At 55.6% G+C, this 14,935-nt stretch carries 19 protein-coding genes; 7 read left to right on the forward strand and 12 right to left on the reverse strand.

The genetic code is table 11. The annotated features are described in order from the left end of the window. Positions 1–58: 58 nt before the first annotated feature. Both GOV91_RS14930 and GOV91_RS14935 read right to left on the reverse strand, forming a co-directional pair. Positions 59–676 (reverse strand): ribonuclease HII, encoded by a 618-nt coding sequence (locus tag GOV91_RS14930; RefSeq protein WP_171236138.1) that lies wholly within the window; start codon positions 674–676, stop codon positions 59–61. A gap of 109 nt (positions 677–785) precedes the next feature. Then, a complete protein-coding gene (locus GOV91_RS14935; RefSeq protein ID WP_171236097.1) occupies positions 786–1,244 on the reverse strand; it encodes a hypothetical protein in 459 nt (152 codons plus the stop codon). 176 nt (positions 1,245–1,420) lie between these two features. Between GOV91_RS14935 and GOV91_RS14940 the strand changes: the two genes are divergently transcribed. The 3 genes from GOV91_RS14940 to GOV91_RS14950 all read left to right on the forward strand — a co-directional run bounded on the left by GOV91_RS14940 (position 1,421) and on the right by GOV91_RS14950 (position 4,062). Beyond that, on the forward strand, positions 1,421–1,708 hold the full coding sequence (locus GOV91_RS14940) for a hypothetical protein (protein ID WP_171236098.1): 288 nt from the start codon (positions 1,421–1,423) through the stop codon (positions 1,706–1,708). After that, positions 1,680–2,381 carry a helix-turn-helix domain-containing protein gene (locus GOV91_RS14945; protein WP_171236099.1) on the forward strand — a complete coding sequence of 234 codons (702 nt, stop codon included), beginning with the start codon at positions 1,680–1,682 and terminating at the stop codon, positions 2,379–2,381. Before GOV91_RS14940 ends, GOV91_RS14945 begins: the two co-directional genes overlap by 29 nt. 106 nt (positions 2,382–2,487) lie before the next feature. Continuing rightward, a complete protein-coding gene (locus tag GOV91_RS14950) occupies positions 2,488–4,062 on the forward strand; it encodes a DUF427 domain-containing protein (RefSeq protein ID WP_171236100.1) in 1,575 nt (524 codons plus the stop codon). Between the two features lie 80 nt (positions 4,063–4,142). Here GOV91_RS14950 and GOV91_RS14955 read toward each other — a convergent pair whose 3' ends face one another. The 4 genes from GOV91_RS14955 to GOV91_RS14970 all read right to left on the reverse strand — a co-directional run bounded on the left by GOV91_RS14955 (position 4,143) and on the right by GOV91_RS14970 (position 6,998). Beyond that, positions 4,143–4,937 carry a DUF1217 domain-containing protein gene (locus tag GOV91_RS14955; protein ID WP_171236101.1) on the reverse strand — a complete coding sequence of 265 codons (795 nt, stop codon included), beginning with the start codon at positions 4,935–4,937 and terminating at the stop codon, positions 4,143–4,145. Continuing rightward, positions 4,934–5,335, reverse strand: coding sequence for a flagellar biosynthesis repressor FlbT (gene flbT / locus GOV91_RS14960; RefSeq protein WP_171236102.1), 402 nt, complete (start codon positions 5,333–5,335; stop codon positions 4,934–4,936). Before flbT ends, GOV91_RS14955 begins: the two co-directional genes overlap by 4 nt. Continuing rightward, on the reverse strand, positions 5,335–5,709 hold the full coding sequence (flaF, locus tag GOV91_RS14965) for a flagellar biosynthesis regulator FlaF (RefSeq protein WP_171236103.1): 375 nt from the start codon (positions 5,707–5,709) through the stop codon (positions 5,335–5,337). The genes flbT and flaF overlap by 1 nt, the downstream gene beginning before the upstream one ends. A 77-nt stretch (positions 5,710–5,786) precedes the next feature. Continuing rightward, entirely contained in the window at positions 5,787–6,998 is a 1,212-nt protein-coding gene (locus tag GOV91_RS14970; RefSeq protein ID WP_171236104.1) for a flagellin, read from the reverse strand. On the opposite strand from GOV91_RS14970, the gene GOV91_RS14975 reads away from it, so the two are divergent. Next, a complete protein-coding gene (locus GOV91_RS14975; protein WP_171236105.1) occupies positions 6,988–7,140 on the forward strand; it encodes a hypothetical protein in 153 nt (50 codons plus the stop codon). The genes GOV91_RS14970 and GOV91_RS14975 overlap by 11 nt on opposite strands. A 67-nt stretch (positions 7,141–7,207) precedes the next feature. Here GOV91_RS14975 and GOV91_RS14980 read toward each other — a convergent pair whose 3' ends face one another. Together GOV91_RS14980 and GOV91_RS14985 are read right to left on the reverse strand one after the other, a co-directional pair. Further along, complete coding sequence (locus GOV91_RS14980; protein WP_171236106.1) at positions 7,208–7,567, reverse strand: flagellar export chaperone FlgN; 360 nt, start codon at positions 7,565–7,567, stop codon at positions 7,208–7,210. Continuing rightward, on the reverse strand, positions 7,557–7,832 hold the full coding sequence (locus tag GOV91_RS14985; protein WP_171236107.1) for a rod-binding protein: 276 nt from the start codon (positions 7,830–7,832) through the stop codon (positions 7,557–7,559). The genes GOV91_RS14980 and GOV91_RS14985 overlap by 11 nt, the downstream gene beginning before the upstream one ends. A 111-nt stretch (positions 7,833–7,943) precedes the next feature. Between GOV91_RS14985 and GOV91_RS14990 the strand changes: the two genes are divergently transcribed. From GOV91_RS14990 to GOV91_RS15000, 3 genes are read left to right on the forward strand one after another with little or no spacing between them, the layout of a single operon-like run. Beyond that, the gene (locus GOV91_RS14990) at positions 7,944–9,167 is read left to right on the forward strand and encodes a flagellar hook-length control protein FliK (RefSeq protein WP_171236108.1); all 1,224 of its coding nucleotides are present in this window, start codon (positions 7,944–7,946) and stop codon (positions 9,165–9,167) included. A gap of 3 nt (positions 9,168–9,170) precedes the next feature. Then, the gene (locus tag GOV91_RS14995) at positions 9,171–9,833 is read left to right on the forward strand and encodes a flagellar hook capping FlgD N-terminal domain-containing protein (protein WP_171236109.1); all 663 of its coding nucleotides are present in this window, start codon (positions 9,171–9,173) and stop codon (positions 9,831–9,833) included. A 50-nt stretch (positions 9,834–9,883) separates the two neighbouring features. Next, positions 9,884–10,753, forward strand: coding sequence for a phosphotransferase family protein (locus GOV91_RS15000; RefSeq protein ID WP_371732326.1), 870 nt, complete (start codon positions 9,884–9,886; stop codon positions 10,751–10,753). Between the two features lie 9 nt (positions 10,754–10,762). On the opposite strand, the gene GOV91_RS15005 is transcribed toward GOV91_RS15000, so the two are convergent. From GOV91_RS15005 to GOV91_RS15020, 4 genes are read right to left on the reverse strand one after another with little or no spacing between them, the layout of a single operon-like run. Next, positions 10,763–12,064 (reverse strand): FAD-binding oxidoreductase, encoded by a 1,302-nt coding sequence (locus GOV91_RS15005; RefSeq protein WP_171236110.1) that lies wholly within the window; start codon positions 12,062–12,064, stop codon positions 10,763–10,765. Continuing rightward, positions 12,061–12,879: an ABC transporter permease gene (locus GOV91_RS15010; protein ID WP_171180347.1), complete on the reverse strand. Its 819-nt coding sequence runs from the start codon at positions 12,877–12,879 to the stop codon at positions 12,061–12,063. The genes GOV91_RS15005 and GOV91_RS15010 overlap by 4 nt, the downstream gene beginning before the upstream one ends. After that, positions 12,876–13,766: an ABC transporter permease subunit gene (locus GOV91_RS15015; RefSeq protein WP_171236111.1), complete on the reverse strand. Its 891-nt coding sequence runs from the start codon at positions 13,764–13,766 to the stop codon at positions 12,876–12,878. The genes GOV91_RS15010 and GOV91_RS15015 overlap by 4 nt, the downstream gene beginning before the upstream one ends. After that, complete coding sequence (locus GOV91_RS15020; protein ID WP_171236112.1) at positions 13,766–14,893, reverse strand: ABC transporter ATP-binding protein; 1,128 nt, start codon at positions 14,891–14,893, stop codon at positions 13,766–13,768. The genes GOV91_RS15015 and GOV91_RS15020 overlap by 1 nt, the downstream gene beginning before the upstream one ends. Positions 14,894–14,935: the final 42 nt, after the last annotated feature.

Raw genomic sequence — 14,935 nt, forward strand, 5'->3', positions numbered from 1 at the left:
AAGGATGAGTCAAAGACGATTCGCCGTCAATTTCTTTTTTGAATCAGCAGCTTACGATTTACTCTTGATACAAGATATTGTGCACCGGTTTGAACGAACGTCTATGGTGTGGGGTCACGCCAAGATTTTGCAGCGCTTCTTTGTGTTGTTTTGACGGATAACCGGCGTTGGTTTCCCATCCATAACCCGGATGCTGTTGCGCCAAATCCACCATCACCTGATCGCGCCAGTTTTTCGCAAGGATCGAAGCGGCCGCAATCGACACCGAACGGGCATCCCCCTTCACAACAGCCTGCGACGGGATCTTCATACCACGCGGTATCATATTGCCGTCGATCAGCAGGAAATCGGGTGCCGGTGTCAGTGCCTCGACCGCGCGCAGCATCGCCAGATGCGAGGCCCGCAAGATGTTGATCTCATCAATCTCGGCAACCGTGGCCTCTGCGACAGCAAACTCGGCGCTGGCGCGAATCTCTGCGTCCAGTGCAGCCCGACGTTTTGCAGTTAGCTTCTTAGAGTCATTCAAACCCTCGGGAATATCCTTTGGGTTCAGAATCACGGCGGCGGCAACAACCGGTCCGGCCAAAGGGCCGCGCCCGACTTCATCCACTCCGGCGATACGGATATGGCCCCGCTCCAGCAGCGCTTGCTCAAGTTCGAAATCTGGCTTTGTCATGCCACCGGAAAACCGCGTTTCACGCAGCACCGCAAGCAAAAAGAGAGGGCCGCCCACACTGCCCTCTCCAACGCGGCACTTCTTTGGCACCGCTCCTGCTCAACCGATGTTACTGGTAAACGACGCGGTATCCTTTCTGGCGCAGGCACGCAGGTTCGTATGCCCGCTTGACCTTTTTGCCATTCCAGAAACCAACCTTGCACTCTTGGGGCAGGCTATTGGCATGGTTGTAGTGTTTCTTGAGGCACTTCGGACCAAGCAACAAATGGTCCTGTGAATAGCTGTTATACGTACGCAAGCAGCGCTGGGGCAGATCGTACCGGGCTACGCGCGGCGGCAATGGGCGCACCGGCTGGGGCTTGTAAGGTTTCGGAGTATAAGTTTGATGGCGTGCCGCCCGGTTCCTATCCTTTTCCTTGTTATAATAATGAACTCCAGCTCCGATGATCGCGATAGCCGCCAGACCACCCAAAATGTCCTTTGCATCCGCTGCCCGCGCCTGAGAGGCCGAAACGCCGGTAATGGCAACCGCGGTCGCAATGATCAAAGCGATGAATTTCTTATGCATGAGGCGTGTCCTTCTGATTGTTCGGGCGACCATGTGACAGACCGCGTCCTGATTGCCCTGACACTGGGGGCAGCCGTTCCTGCCAAGCAATAACGGCCCGGTGTTATCGGATATCAGATCCGGCAAACCCCTTAGGTTATTGAATATCGCGGCAACTCATGCGCAGGATGCGGCCTATGAAACAGATCCTCTCTTCTCTGACCTTTGTGGCCCTGATATCGCTTGGCTCTGCTGCGTCTGCGGCGGATTGCTATGCGGATTACAAGGCGAAAAAGGACAACCCTCTGCGTTTGCATTACGGGGTTATTCAAGTCTCGAACTGCGATAAGGGCCAGGCCCGAGCAGAAATCGCCCAGCGCCTGAGCGCGTCAGGCTGGACCCTGCTTGAGGTTCAGTCCGTTTTTGGACCAGAAGGGTTGGATCAGAGGAAGGGCAATGCCGGACAATTCTATCTCCGTTTCTGATGCGCGCCGGTCGGGCGTCCGGCTGGTTGTGCTGGGCATCGCTGCCATCGTTCTTATTCTGATTACGGCCGCCATTTTTCTGTTCTGGACCTTGCCAGATGCAAATGCGTTCAATGCGCGGGTCGAGCGTTTGTTTGTCGAGGCTGACCTGACCTCGCAAACAGAAATCCGGTTGCTTGAGATCTTGGCTCAATCGGGCACAGCCTTTGCCGACACCTTGTCCAGTTACCGGATGGTCATCTACGTACTGCTGGTTTTCGCGAGTGCGATGATGATCTCGGCACTGGTCTTTCTGGTGATGCTGGTTCTGATGAATCGACGCATGGCACAGATCGAACGCACCGGCATTCAGGTGACATCCCTGCTGATCAGCCGTGATGAAAACACCGTTTACCTCAACAATATGGATTTCAAACTGACGCCCGCCGCCATGGAAACCCTATCCGTTCTGGCGGAATCCCGGCTGGATGACGAGGTTCTGTCCGGTGCCCAGATCGAAGGAATGATTTCCGGTCGCGACGCTGCCGACTGCGAAGAAGCCGCAGGCGCAACGCGGATCAAACGGCTGCGCGACGCGCTTGGAAATCAAATGGTCAGCGAGCTTTTGGTCAAGAATATCGCCAAGAAAGGCTATATGCTGTCGATAGAAAAAGACGTCATTCAGATGGTCTGATCACTTGGAAGCCCTCGCTCGCGTCCGGTAAAATCCAGTTTCAGCCTCTTGGAAAGTGGAATGGGAACGCCCATTCTGAATATACCAAAGGCAAGGGAGGTCGCTTATGAACGTCCACGCCGCACCAAAGATGAATGGATATGGAATCTCTGTCGAACCTCTGAGCGGCAGGATTGCGATTTACCGCGATGACGTCCTTTTGGCTGAAAGCACAAATGCCAAGGTTATGTATGAAACACGCCTGCCGCCCACGGTTTATGTGCCGCGCGCAGACGTTTGCGTAGATCTGAGCGCAGAAACTGAATTGCAAACCTTCTGCCCGTTCAAAGGCACGGCCACTTATCACGACATTAGCCTGCCTGGTGAAACACTGACCAATTCCGTTTGGGCCTACGAAGACACTTTGCCAGAAAGCAAAGCGATACAAGGCTGCATCGGGTTTACGCCCAGCGCCTATACACGGATAGATTTGGGCGACAACCGCCTGCGCGAAGTTGACGATGGCAACATCAGCGGGCCTCTGATTGATTGGCTGATGCGCGGTGCGTCGACAGCGACGACACCAGAAAGCTTTACGGAAGCTTTGGCTGAAAAAATGCTGGAGCACGGTATCGCGATCCAGCGTCTGAGTATTTTGGCATGGTCCCTACACCCCTTGATCGTGGGCAAGCATTATATCTGGGAAAAAGGCGAAGAAGAGATTCTGACCCGGGCGCCAACATACGAAATCCATGATCACCCGGCCTTCATAAACAGCCCGCTGCGCCACGTCTCGAACGGTTTGGGGGGCGTGCGGCAACGGCTGAACGATGACAACCCGCACAATAGCTTCCCGATCATGGAGGATTTACGGGCCAAAGGGGCGACTGATTACGTTGCAATGCCGCTGCCGTTTTCCGATGGGCGGACAAATGTACTGACACTGACCTGCGATCACCCAGACGGGTTTACGACAGAAAACCTGGGCCTTGTTTTCGAGTGCTCTTCGGTTATCGCGCGATTCTATGAAGTGTTCATGCAACGAGAAAACGCTCAGGTTTTGTTGGAAACATATGTCGGCAAACGCACGGGTGCCCGTGTTTTAGGAGGAGAGATCCGGCGCGGGGACGGGGATGAGATCGACGCGGCGATCATGTTCTGCGATCTGCGCAACTCGACAAGCCTGGAAGAAAAGCTGGGGCGCAGCGACTACATCAATGTGTTGAATGCGTTCTTTGAAACGGTCTCAGGTATCGTTCATGAAAACGGTGGGGAAGTTCTTAAGTTTATTGGCGATGCTGTCTTGGCCGTCTTTCCAGCTGCGGACGAGAACGCCGCAACCGCACGTATGAACGCACAACTATCAGCGGTCAAAATCGTTGAAACGTTGGGGGAGCTGCGTAAGGACGGCTCTGACACGCATTGTGACTGTTCGATCGGCGTGTCCTACGGGCGCGTGACCTATGGAAATGTGGGTTCACGCGAACGCCTTGATTTCACAGTCATCGGTCAAGCCGCCAATATCGCCGCACGTTTAGGAGAGTTCGGGAAAACCAAAGGGCATCGCATTGTCGTGTCCGAAGATATCGAGCCCGCCTGCTCGAACGCTTTGCCTTTGGGTGCGGTAGAGCTGCACAACGTGTCTCAACCTGTTGTGTCATATGCTTTACGTACTGCGGCGGATGCCATTCTGGACAGTTAAAACCTACGTGAAATTGTTGTCTGCACACACATGATCCTGCCCCAAAAAAGGACGATCCAGTTCTGGACCAAACACTCTTTCTAACCAGCCCCAAGCAGGATCAGAGCCGTCTGCCCCGGTGAAATCGTATTCTGAAGCTGCGCAATCTGACTTCGGGCCAAGTAAGTGTCGGTCAGTTGCTCGAGTGCTTTCTGATCCGAAAACTGAGACAAATCTTCCGAGCCCGTCAGCTGCAACAGCCGGTCCTTGAATTCGACCAGTTGTTTGTCGATATCCAGCTGAGCAAAGGACCGAGGCAGGCCAAGCGCCGTTTCCATCATGCTGCGCAAGGGGGGCAGGCCCATCAGGTCAAACCACTTGGTATCTGCGCTTGAAGCCGTTTTGGCCAAATCGGCCAGCTCGCGCTGCGCGTAAAGCGAGATACGCATTGTCTCGTCCGAATCGCCTACGGTGACTTCAAACCGTGTCGTCACATTGGCCTGAGCAATCTTTTCCATGTTGGTTTTCAACGCTGTTTTCCGAACGTCCCCGGGCCCAAACCCGAAAGCGTCAGAGAACTCTCGATACCGTTTGTCCGCCAGACGGTTGGACAAAGCGTCATCGGCTCGCGTTCCGTCTTCAAGGATTTTGCGGACAAAAAACCGATTGTCCAAATCGCCTTCTAATCCAAACGCGCCCAAGGCGACCTGCAATAACCTGCGATCCGACACCAGCTGTTCTGCAGATTCCACCTTGCCGATATTCTCAAGAAAATACCGCGTCTCCCGCTCATTCACCGAGGAAGACGAGAAACTTTGGAACTGGTTGTCGTACGTACGCTGAAGAAACCGCCAGCCTACAATTCCACCGGTGGGGATAACTGGCTGAAAGGTCATTGCTGATAGGCCATAAGCCGCTCTTCACGCGGTAGAAGCGAACGCAGGGACTTAAGACATTTGTAGTAATGCTCGGCCACCAAGGCATCCGTGGCCTCTGACAGCACCTTGCGACTGTCCGCATCCGTGAACACCTGGCTCAACTCTTCCACGCGACGCAGCAATTGCTGACGTGCCTGATCCGGCTCCATGTCACCTGACAAAACCAGCTGCGCGGCATAACAGACACGGCGCACAGGCGTATTAACTTCGTCAGGATGGATCGCATCCCGCAGCCGCAGAACGTTTGCCTGTGGCGTCATGATTGAAAACCTGCTCCGACGATCCCCGTTCTCAATAACCACGCCGTTGATAAGCACTCTTTCCTTCGGGGCAAGTTTCAGGACCAAACCGCTCATCAGGTCGCCCCCATTTGACGCAGCCCGCGCAATACGGCCGTGTTGATTTCCAACAGTGGCTCGACCGTTGCACCGTCTCCCAACACACGACTGCTGTGTTGTTCGGTAAACTCGGCAAGGTAGAATATCCGCGCCCGCAGATCGTTTGGCAAAGCGTTCGCAGAATCCGCGACGCCTGTTGCCAGCACCCCCCAAAGCCGTCGATTCTCATGAACGGCCTGAACAAACGCCGAGAAATCTGTCGCCTTGCGGGCTGTTGCGGCCTTAAGACGCCGCGTGATCCTGGAAATTGCCTCATATTCGGTATCCCGGGGCGTTCGTGTTGGCGCGGCGGTTTGAGCGTAAGCGCGGTGGGCGAGCGTTTGCGGTATCACTTGAAATCCTTCCAAAGGGCCGTCGTCAGGCGATCAGGGTCGGGGCACTAAAATCATGCCCCGACCCGCTTTGTGATTTAGCGGAACAACGACAGGATCGACTGTGGTGCCTGGTTGGCGATCGACAACGACTGAGTAGCCAGCTGCTGTTGTACCTGCAGCGCCTGCAGCCGCGCAGAAGTCTCCTCCATGTCCGCATCGACAAGCGAGCCGATGCCGGACTTGAACGAATCAGCCAGGTTCGAGATGAACTCTTTCTGGGTCTCGATCCGACCCTGCGAGGACCCGAAAGCAGCCGATGCGTCAATCGAGGTATCGATCAGCGTTTCGATCGTTGCCAAAGCGGCAGTCGCGCCAGCGCCGGTCGAGACGTCAATGCCCGTCAACGCACCCAGACCACCCGAACCAGCGTTCACGTATTGAGCCGAGAACGAGATGTCGTCGCCGGTCGAATTGGTGATGGACAGAGTGCCTTGAGTGCCAGAATCGTAGTCAACAGTCAGGCCGGAAATCCCCAACTCCTCGATCTTTGCTTTCAGACCCACGGCAACCAGGTCGCCCGTTGTGGTCGCGGCTGCATCGGCTGCGGAAACTGTGTACGACACAACCTGATCGTCAATTGCGACAACTACCTTGTCACCCGCCGCGAAGGCCCCGCTGGATTCATCCGTAACCAGAGCGGTTGCTGAAGTCGCACCGTTGTCGATAGTCGCACCAACTCGGTCATTGCCAGTAGACGCCCCGGTTGAACCGTCAAATACCTGGGCTGCGGTGTAACCACCAGTGGACAAGTCCTGACCTGTTACAGTGATCGACGATGCCGTGACATTGCCAAGGCTGTCCCGATCCAAGGACGCGAGGATCGACGCAGAGCCTGCCGAGCCGTCCACCAGGTTCAGACCGTTGAACTGCGCGGCGCTGACAACCGAGTTGATCTGGTCTTTCAGAGCAGTCACGTCATCGTTGATTTTGCCGCGGTCAACGTTGTCTTCCTGCGCTGCAACGATCTTTTCCTTCATCTGTGTCAGCAGATCGGTCACGGTTTCCGACGCGTTCCGGGCCACAGCAACGGTCGATTCCCCCAACGCCAGGCTGTCCTTGATGGCGTTGAAGCCTTTGACATCCGATTCCATCACTTTGGATATCGCCCAAACTGCCGAATTGTCCTTGGCCGTCGCGACATCCTTACCGGTCGAAATCGCGTTCTGCGTCATCGCCAGATTTTTGTTTACCGACTTCAGTGTCTGCAGCGCAACCATCGCGCCATTGTTTGTCAGAATGCTGGACATTGCTGTCATCCTTTTCCGTTTGAGCCATTTTGCCCGTGTTCACCCCGCAAAACCTGCGGGCATTGGTGTCGTTCTGACCTATGCGATGCGCCGCTTGGCCAATCGCGCCACCTGCCATTCTCAGGTGCAGCCTCACTCTTGAACCAGATCCCCTAACGGAGTGCTAAAACCTCAAGGCGGGAAATTTCGGATTTGAATCAAACTCCTGCCTATGCCCTTTTTTCCAATTTCACTGTTCCACGCATCGCGAATTCGCTGCGCTGACCATCAGCGCCGTAGGTACTGAATTCCTGCCGAACCCGGCGCAGTTCAGCCATGCGGCTGGCCACGGCGCGGATTCCGTCGGCCGCACTGTTCAGCAAGGCCTGATTACGCGCGACCTTCTGCTGCACCCGAATCAATGCGTCGCTGTCCTGCACTTGAAGATCATTTATTGCGCCGATCAGCTTCTCTTTTTCCGGAACCATATGCGTCAATCGATCAAGATCCCCTTGCACTAGCGCCGCGCGCTCAAGATCCAGAACCTCTTCCAAAGACTTGATCAGCGTCATGTTGACCTCAGATGTCATCAGCTTTCTCCATCAACGACTTGAGCAGTATTTCAGAAAGACCGACGCCGCCGGACCGGGCGAGTTGCTGCGCCTGATGCTGAACAAGAAACGAGCCAAACTGGTCTTCCCCTGCCCCACCGCCAAAACTCTGGCGCGTTTCTCCCAGCCCAGCGGATTTTAGCATTTCACTTAAAAAGGCCGCCTCCAGTTCAACGGCTGCTTCTTTGAGTTGGGTCTGGGCCAAAGGAATTTGGCCCGCCTGCGCGTGGGTGGAAACTTGCATAGCTTTCTCCGAAATTTGCTTCGAACTTTCTCGATCAAAAGCGAAAGCAGTTAAAATAAACGTAACTTCCTGAGTGCAGAGTTCTGGCCAATCACACGGAGCCGGAGCAAAATGCCCAACTCAATTATGCTGGCCACTACGGCGTCAATAGCCCCTGCAAAACCGACCTCGTCACAAAATGAAATGGGGCAGGCCAGCGGGGTGACACGCTTTGAGGACATCCTGGGCCAAGATGGAAAAACCGACGATCTGCCCGATACCGACCTGTCCCTTGCCGCCCCTGAAATCGAAACGCCGGACGCAGAAGCACAAAGCATAGATATGGCGGAACCCGAAGCTGCCCCGCTTTTAGAACCTCTTCGTGTAGTGGAACTGGTGAGCTCTTCAACACATGTCGCGTATAGTCAGCCTGTGGCTGAAGGAGGGCTTTCAAGTAACACACTGGCATCGGCAGGTGATCCTAGTGCATCCGCTGAAAATGACCCGGAACGGCCAAAGTTTTCATCGACAACAAGCCAGCCCGACCCGGTTGATGCTCCTGCACCCGCATTAACGCGATCCAAGACAGGTCAGGTACTGCCTGCTTTGAACCAGCACGTGACGCCTGTCGCGGTCGCAAAGGAGAGCCGACCGATTGACCACCTGACTAAGGCAAAAGGCACGTTCAACGCCCCGGAATCCGCCCCAACATCTCAAAGCATTGAGTCCACGCAACGGTCTGAGGTCACGCCCGCAACAATCAAATCAACAAAACCGGCCCACGCGCCGCCTGTTGCACAGCTTCAAATGTTGGTAGACCTTATCGAGAAGGAACACGCGGTCCTTGATCAGAGCGCTGAAACCACAGTTGTTACCAAGGACGAAGCACTCCAAACCGCTCCGCGTGAAACGACGCAACACCTTTCTGGACAGTCAACTTTTGCCCGCGCCGAAATCGCACGAGCAATCGCTGGTCAACTTGCGGCGTCGATTCAGGGTCGTGCGGGATCCGGAGCAATGGAGATAGCGCTGAACCCTGAAGAGTTGGGGCGAGTTTCCATTGTTCTGAACGGGCGCGACGACGGCATGCATATGACAATTGCCACCGAACGCCCCGAGACCCTAGAGCTGATGCGACGCCATTTATCCGTACTTGCGGAAGAGTTTCAGAAACTGGGATACGGTGAATTGAACTTTGATCTGGGCACATCTTCCGATGCGGATGGCCAGGCGGTTGGCACCGATACACCCGAGTCCGGATCTGCGTTCGATGACCCGCAAAGCGATTCGGATGCTCAAATCGTATCTCTGCAACAAATTCAGGTCCCAGGCCGGGGCATCGACATGAGGTTTTGACCGATGATTACTCCCGTCACCACCACACAAGCATCGACCTCTCAGCAATCCGCAGAGAATACACAGACCTCTGCGATCACATCTGACTTTGAGACCTTCTTGCAAATGCTCACTGCCCAAGCACAGAATCAGGATCCGTTAGAACCCATGGACTCGACTCAGTACGCATCGCAGTTGGCCCAGTTCTCGATGGTCGAACAACAAGTTCAAACCAATGATCACTTGTCGTCTTTGGCCAGCACTTTGGGCAGCGTCAATCTGAATGAGCTTGCAAGCTGGGTCGGCATGGACGTCCGATCAACATCTGCTTTCCATTTTGACGGTCAGCCCAAGACACTGTTTGCTCAGGCTGATCCAAAGGCCGACACTGCCAAACTGGTAATACGTGACGAAAACGGAACCGTTCTCGATAGAATGACAGTGTCCCCAGCACAATCCGAGTTTGTGTGGGCTGGCGTGACCGCATCGGGCGATCCGATAGGCACCGGCAACTACACTGCTACACTGGAAAGCCACAAGAATGGAGAACCGCTGTCTCAAACGCCAGCTGCTGCCTATAACCGCGTTGTAGAAGCACAGGTTGGGGGCAACTCAGTGCTATTAACCCTCAGCGGCGGGCAGGTGATTTCCGCAGGCGAGGTGAACGCCGTTCGAACTGGTGCTTGATCTGCGGCACAGGAGCGTCCAAAGCTTGGCAAATTGACTCGCTAAAAGAAGTGACGGAACCTCTGCCCGAAACGCCTGCACCTCCTCGCGATCTGGTTGACCACCTCTGCGCTCAGGGGCTGGTCAGCACATACCCGCGTTTTGAAACGCTGTATGGCGGACGCACCAACCAAGTTTGGAAAGTTCTAGAGGACGGAGGCGACAAGGTGCTGAAGCTTTACAGCACCACGCTGCGCAATCCGCTGTTTCGCAATGACGCTGAACTCGAGGCGCGGTGCCTGGAGGCCCTTGGCCCGGAAGGCTTCGTGCCGCGCTTGCGTGCAGCTGGACGGCACAAAGACGCACATTGGGTTTTTTATGACCACGCACCCGGAACACCCTGGCAGAAGGGCACCGATACGGTTGGCAGGTTGTTGCGACGATTGCATGACCTTGTGCTTTCCGTCCCGGCCCCGGCCGGATGTAACGGCAGTGCCGATCTAAAGGCCCACGGGTGTCGCATTCTACAAGGCTGCACCTCGGAGGCACGGCACAGGTTGTTTGAACAGCAACCAACGATGGAGGTCGCGCCCACGGAACGGACATGTTTGATCCATGGTGATCCTGTTGCAGGCAACATTTTGGTTGCAACTGACGGCCTGACATTGATCGACTGGCAATGCCCGGCCCGTGGCGACCCAACCGAAGACCTTGCCTTGTTCCTGTCGCCTGCCATGCAACGGCTGTACCGGGGGGCACCTCTGTCAAAAGCAGAGGAAGACCAGTTTTTGTTCGCCTATGATAATGCGGAAATCGTAGCCCGCTATCAGCACCTCAAACCCTGGTACGCCTGGCGTATGGCAAGCTATTGTCTGTGGCGCGCGGAGAATGGCGCGCCCGATTATGCAGAAGGTCTGAGGCTGGAAACGGCTGCTTTGTGATCGTCGGCTTTATCTAAGATCCGCAAGAGCCATCAGGGCATAGGCTGGCGGCATGATTGCCCGCCGCCAACGTCCCATTGGAAACCGCTGAGGTGTTTGACTCATGAGCGTGGGCAAGCCGGCATTCTGCCCCAAGGCCAGCCTTGCCAAGGCTCGGCCACAATAGGTTCCCATAGCGACGCCGTTGCCGTGATATGCAAAGCCAGCGTACATGCCCGGCTGCTCAGGTATGGGACCGACATAAGGCGTCAGCGCACGGGACATGCACACCAATCCGGACCAAAGATGCGTGGCTTCAACCTGTGACCAGGCCGGAAACATCTTTTTGAAATCCTGCTGAACCTTTGCCCGTATGGATGCTTCTGTTTGCACTGAGGACCGCAGCCCGCCCCGCATGCCAAACAGAAATCGCCCGTCCGGCATCAGGCGGAAGTAATGCAGAAGGTTACGTGTGTCGTAACACATCTGGTCCGACGTCCAGCCCTGTGCCATTTGCTCGGCCTGGCTGAGCGGTCGCGTAACCATAACCGTAGACTGGGCAGGCATGTACCGCCCCGACATCCAATCCGGAATGTCTTCGCTGGAATACCCGTTGGTGCAGATCAGCACGATTTCTGCGTGGACCTGCCCAGTATGTGTTTTCAAAGCAAATCCTGATGCAGTTTTGTCGATACGCTGCACCGGGCTGTTTTGAAACAGGCGCACACCCAAAGCTTCCGCTGCTTTCGCAAGCCCAAACAAGTATTTGCGAGGGTTCAGGCCAAAGCCAACCGGGTGCGTGTACCCACCCAAAAAGGGACCGCCCAATCCCAACCCGGGTAAGTCTGCTGCATCATGCAGCACGCCCATCTCATCTTGGTTTCTGCGCAACACGTCCATGGCGTGGTTCGAATGCGCCAATTGGGTTTCTCCGCTGGAATGTCTGTCTGCTGCTATCCCATGCTGGTCAAGAAGAGCGGCGACCAGGTTCACCGCATCTTCTTCCGCCGCAGCATAGGCTTGCGCCGCAGCGCGCCCGTAGCGACGCTCCATCATCGCTGAACTAAGTTTGGACCCACCGACACAGCAGAAACCGCCATTTCGCCCCGACGCACCCCACCCCGGCGGACCAGCTTCGAAGACCGCAACTGAAGCGGCTTCAGCCAAATGCAGGGCAGCGGAAACGCCAGTAAACCCGCCACCAACAACCGCGACATCCACCTTCGTGTCGCCCTGCAACTCTGGCCAATCCAAGGCAGGCACTGTTTCGTCCCACCAACAGCCGTCGCGTGGTGCGTCGCTATAAGCGTAGTCGGGAAATACCCGCTTCATTCGGTGCGTGCCGCGGCCATCTCATCCTGCCGCTGCCTGACCATCGCCCGTTTGGTCACAAGCGAGGCCGTAATCACCCCAACTGTCACCACGGCAATCATGATCGTGGACAACGCGTTGATTTCCGGACTGACGCCAAGGCGCACGGCCGAGAAGATCTTGATCGGCAATGTCGTGGCCGACGGCCCCGAGGTGAAAGAGGCAATCACCAGATCGTCCAGCGACAAGGTGAAGGCCAGCAACCAACCCGAGATCACCGCCGGTGCGATGATCGGCAGGGTGACAAGGCGGAACGCCTGCGCCGGTGAACATCCCAAATCCAGCGCAGCTTCCTCCAACGAGCGATCGAAAGTGATGAGGCGCGAGGACACAACAACCGAAACGAAACACATCGAAAAGGTCGTGTGGGCCAGCACGATGGTCAGAATACCGCGATCCAGACCAATTCCGATAAACAGCAGCAACAGTGACAGACCGGTGATCACTTCGGGCATCACCAACGGTGCATAGATCATGCCGGAAAACAGCGTCCGGCCAAAGAACCGCCCGCTTCGGACAAGCACATAAGCGGCAGCCGTTCCCAGAATCGTTGCCAGTGTCGACGAAAACACCGCGACCCGGATCGTGACCCAGGCAGCATCCAAAAACGCCTCGTTCTGAAGAAGCTCTCCGTACCATTTGGTAGAAAACCCGGCCCAGACCGTGACCAGCTTGCTTTCATTAAAGCTGAAAACGATCAGGATGATCATCGGGATGTACAGGAACGCAAATCCCAACGTCAGCGAAACCGTATTGAACCAACTTAATCTGTTCATCCGTCGGCCTCCGCCTGTTTCTGCTGGTTCCGCTGGAACAGCACAATGGGAATCACCAGGATCAACAGCAACACGATGGCCACAGCACTGGCCACCGGCCAGTCTCGGTTCGAGAAGAACTCCTCCCACAGAACCTTGCCGATCATCAGCGTACCTGAACCGCCCAGAAGCGAGGGGATCACAAACTCACCGATCACTGGGATCATCACAAGGAAGCAACCCGCGATGATCCCGGGTTTGGACAGCGGAATCGTCACCAGCCAGAACGCTTGCAAACGGGAACATCCCAGATCTTCGGCTGCCTCGATCAGTGATCCATCCAAGCGCTCCAAAGCCGAGTAGATAGGCAGGATCATGAAGGGTAGATAGGTGTAAACGATGCCGATATAGACAGCGGTCGAGGTGTTCAGGATCGTCAGCGGGGTCGAGATGAGACCCGTCCAAAGCAAAATCTGATTCAGGTACCCTTCGTTCGAAAGAATACCCATCCACGCGTAAACCCGGATTAGGAATGAGGTCCAGAAGGGCAGGATAACCAGCATCATCAGCGTCGGACGCCATTCCTGGGGTGCACGTGCCATGCCATAGGCAATAGGGTAGCCAACTAACAGCGTCAGGAAGGTCGAGATCAAAGCGATCTTGACGCTGGACAGGTAGGCTTTCCAATACAAATCGTCTTCGGTGAGCCAGACATAATTCTCAAAATCCAGCTGACTGAAGAAATCTTTGATCCCCGCCCAACCGGCTGAAAAGTCCAAAGTCGGAGTATAGGGCGGAATGGCAAGCGCCGTGTCCGACAGTGAAATCTTCAAGACAATGAAGAACGGCACCAGAAACAATGCCAACAGCCAGACATAAGGGATGGCGATCAGAACAGCGCGGCGCATCAGTTGGCCAACAAAACCGCAGCCGTCGCTGTCCAGGACAGCCAGACCGGGTCTTCCCAGGTGAACGAACGGCGCGAGATGCGGCGGGTGTTGGCCGTCTGCGCCTTGATGATTGTGCCATTTTGCAGTTCGACGTGATAGGTGGACAGATTGCCCAGATAGGCAATGTCATGAACCTTGCCCTGAACGGCGTTGACCGCATCGGCCGGCCGCTCGGCAGAGATAGTCACTTTTTCAGGGCGGATCGCCAGATGACAAGACTGACCGTTCGAGAATCCGGTTGACGATGACGCCGTCAAAGGGGCCTGACCTTCGGCCCAATCAATCTGATAAGTATCCTCCCCCGATGGGACTGCACGGCCTTCGATAATGTTCACATCTCCAATGAAATCAGCGACATAGACCGAAGCCGGGTTTTCATAAATCCGGTCGGGCGTGGCAACCTGCATCAGCTGCCCCTGATCCATCACTGCCACGCGGCTAGCAACGGTCATGGCTTCTTCCTGGTCGTGGGTGACGATCACGAAAGTCGTGCCCGTTTTCTCTTGAATATCCATCAATTCGAACTGCGTATCTTGGCGCAGTTTCTTGTCGAGCGCGCCCAACGGTTCGTCCAACAGCAGAAGTTTTGGAGCCTTCGCCAGCGAGCGCGCCAAAGCCACGCGCTGTCGTTGTCCACCTGAAATCTGATGCGGCTTACGGCGGGCAAACTGCTCCAACCGTGTCAGACGCAACATCTCTTCAACACGCTCATCCAGGTCATGTTTCGGCATGTTGTCCCGGCGCAGACCAAACGCGATGTTTTCCCAGACGCTGAGATGCGGGAAAAGGGCATATGACTGAAACATCATGTTCACGGCCCGCTTGTTCGGTGGGATCGGGTCGATATCCTGACCGCCCAGTAGAATATGGCCTTCGGTCGGGGTCTCGAACCCGGCAAGCATCCGCATCATCGTTGTCTTGCCGCACCCTGACGGGCCGAGCAGCGCAAAGAACTCACGTTCGAAAATATCCAGCGACAGGTTGTCGATCGCTGTGAACTCGCCGAAGCGCTTGGTCACATTCTGGAACTGGATCAAAGGTTTCGCCTGTGGGTCTTCCCATGGCTCAAAGACGTCAGAATTCAAAGCAGCCCCCGCTTGTCTTAAAGGACAAAATTGCAGCGGGGC

Origin of the sequence: Ruegeria sp. HKCCA6837, from assembly GCF_013034475.1 — a bacterium.
In the GTDB taxonomy this organism is placed as follows: domain Bacteria; phylum Pseudomonadota; class Alphaproteobacteria; order Rhodobacterales; family Rhodobacteraceae; genus Ruegeria.

Excerpts from the sequence above, each read along its gene's own strand:
- GOV91_RS15015 (WP_171236111.1), bottom strand. The coding sequence starts at position 13,766 with ATGCGCCGCGCTGTTCTGATCGCCATCCCTTATGTCTGGCTGTTGGCA.
- GOV91_RS14930 (WP_171236138.1), bottom strand. The coding sequence starts at position 676 with ATGACAAAGCCAGATTTCGAACTTGAGCAAGCGCTGCTGGAGCGGGGC.
- GOV91_RS15010 (WP_171180347.1), bottom strand. The coding sequence starts at position 12,879 with ATGAACAGATTAAGTTGGTTCAATACGGTTTCGCTGACGTTGGGATTT.
- GOV91_RS14990 (WP_171236108.1), top strand. The coding sequence starts at position 7,944 with ATGCCCAACTCAATTATGCTGGCCACTACGGCGTCAATAGCCCCTGCA.
- GOV91_RS14970 (WP_171236104.1), bottom strand. The coding sequence starts at position 6,998 with ATGTCCAGCATTCTGACAAACAATGGCGCGATGGTTGCGCTGCAGACA.
- GOV91_RS14995 (WP_171236109.1), top strand. The coding sequence starts at position 9,171 with ATGATTACTCCCGTCACCACCACACAAGCATCGACCTCTCAGCAATCC.
- GOV91_RS14945 (WP_171236099.1), top strand. The coding sequence starts at position 1,680 with ATGCCGGACAATTCTATCTCCGTTTCTGATGCGCGCCGGTCGGGCGTC.
- flbT (WP_171236102.1), bottom strand. The coding sequence starts at position 5,335 with ATGAGCGGTTTGGTCCTGAAACTTGCCCCGAAGGAAAGAGTGCTTATC.
- GOV91_RS14950 (WP_171236100.1), top strand. The coding sequence starts at position 2,488 with ATGAACGTCCACGCCGCACCAAAGATGAATGGATATGGAATCTCTGTC.
- GOV91_RS14955 (WP_171236101.1), bottom strand. The coding sequence starts at position 4,937 with ATGACCTTTCAGCCAGTTATCCCCACCGGTGGAATTGTAGGCTGGCGG.
- GOV91_RS14935 (WP_171236097.1), bottom strand. The coding sequence starts at position 1,244 with ATGCATAAGAAATTCATCGCTTTGATCATTGCGACCGCGGTTGCCATT.
- GOV91_RS15005 (WP_171236110.1), bottom strand. The coding sequence starts at position 12,064 with ATGAAGCGGGTATTTCCCGACTACGCTTATAGCGACGCACCACGCGAC.
- GOV91_RS14975 (WP_171236105.1), top strand. The coding sequence starts at position 6,988 with ATGCTGGACATTGCTGTCATCCTTTTCCGTTTGAGCCATTTTGCCCGT.
- GOV91_RS14980 (WP_171236106.1), bottom strand. The coding sequence starts at position 7,567 with ATGACATCTGAGGTCAACATGACGCTGATCAAGTCTTTGGAAGAGGTT.
- GOV91_RS14940 (WP_171236098.1), top strand. The coding sequence starts at position 1,421 with ATGAAACAGATCCTCTCTTCTCTGACCTTTGTGGCCCTGATATCGCTT.
- GOV91_RS14985 (WP_171236107.1), bottom strand. The coding sequence starts at position 7,832 with ATGCAAGTTTCCACCCACGCGCAGGCGGGCCAAATTCCTTTGGCCCAG.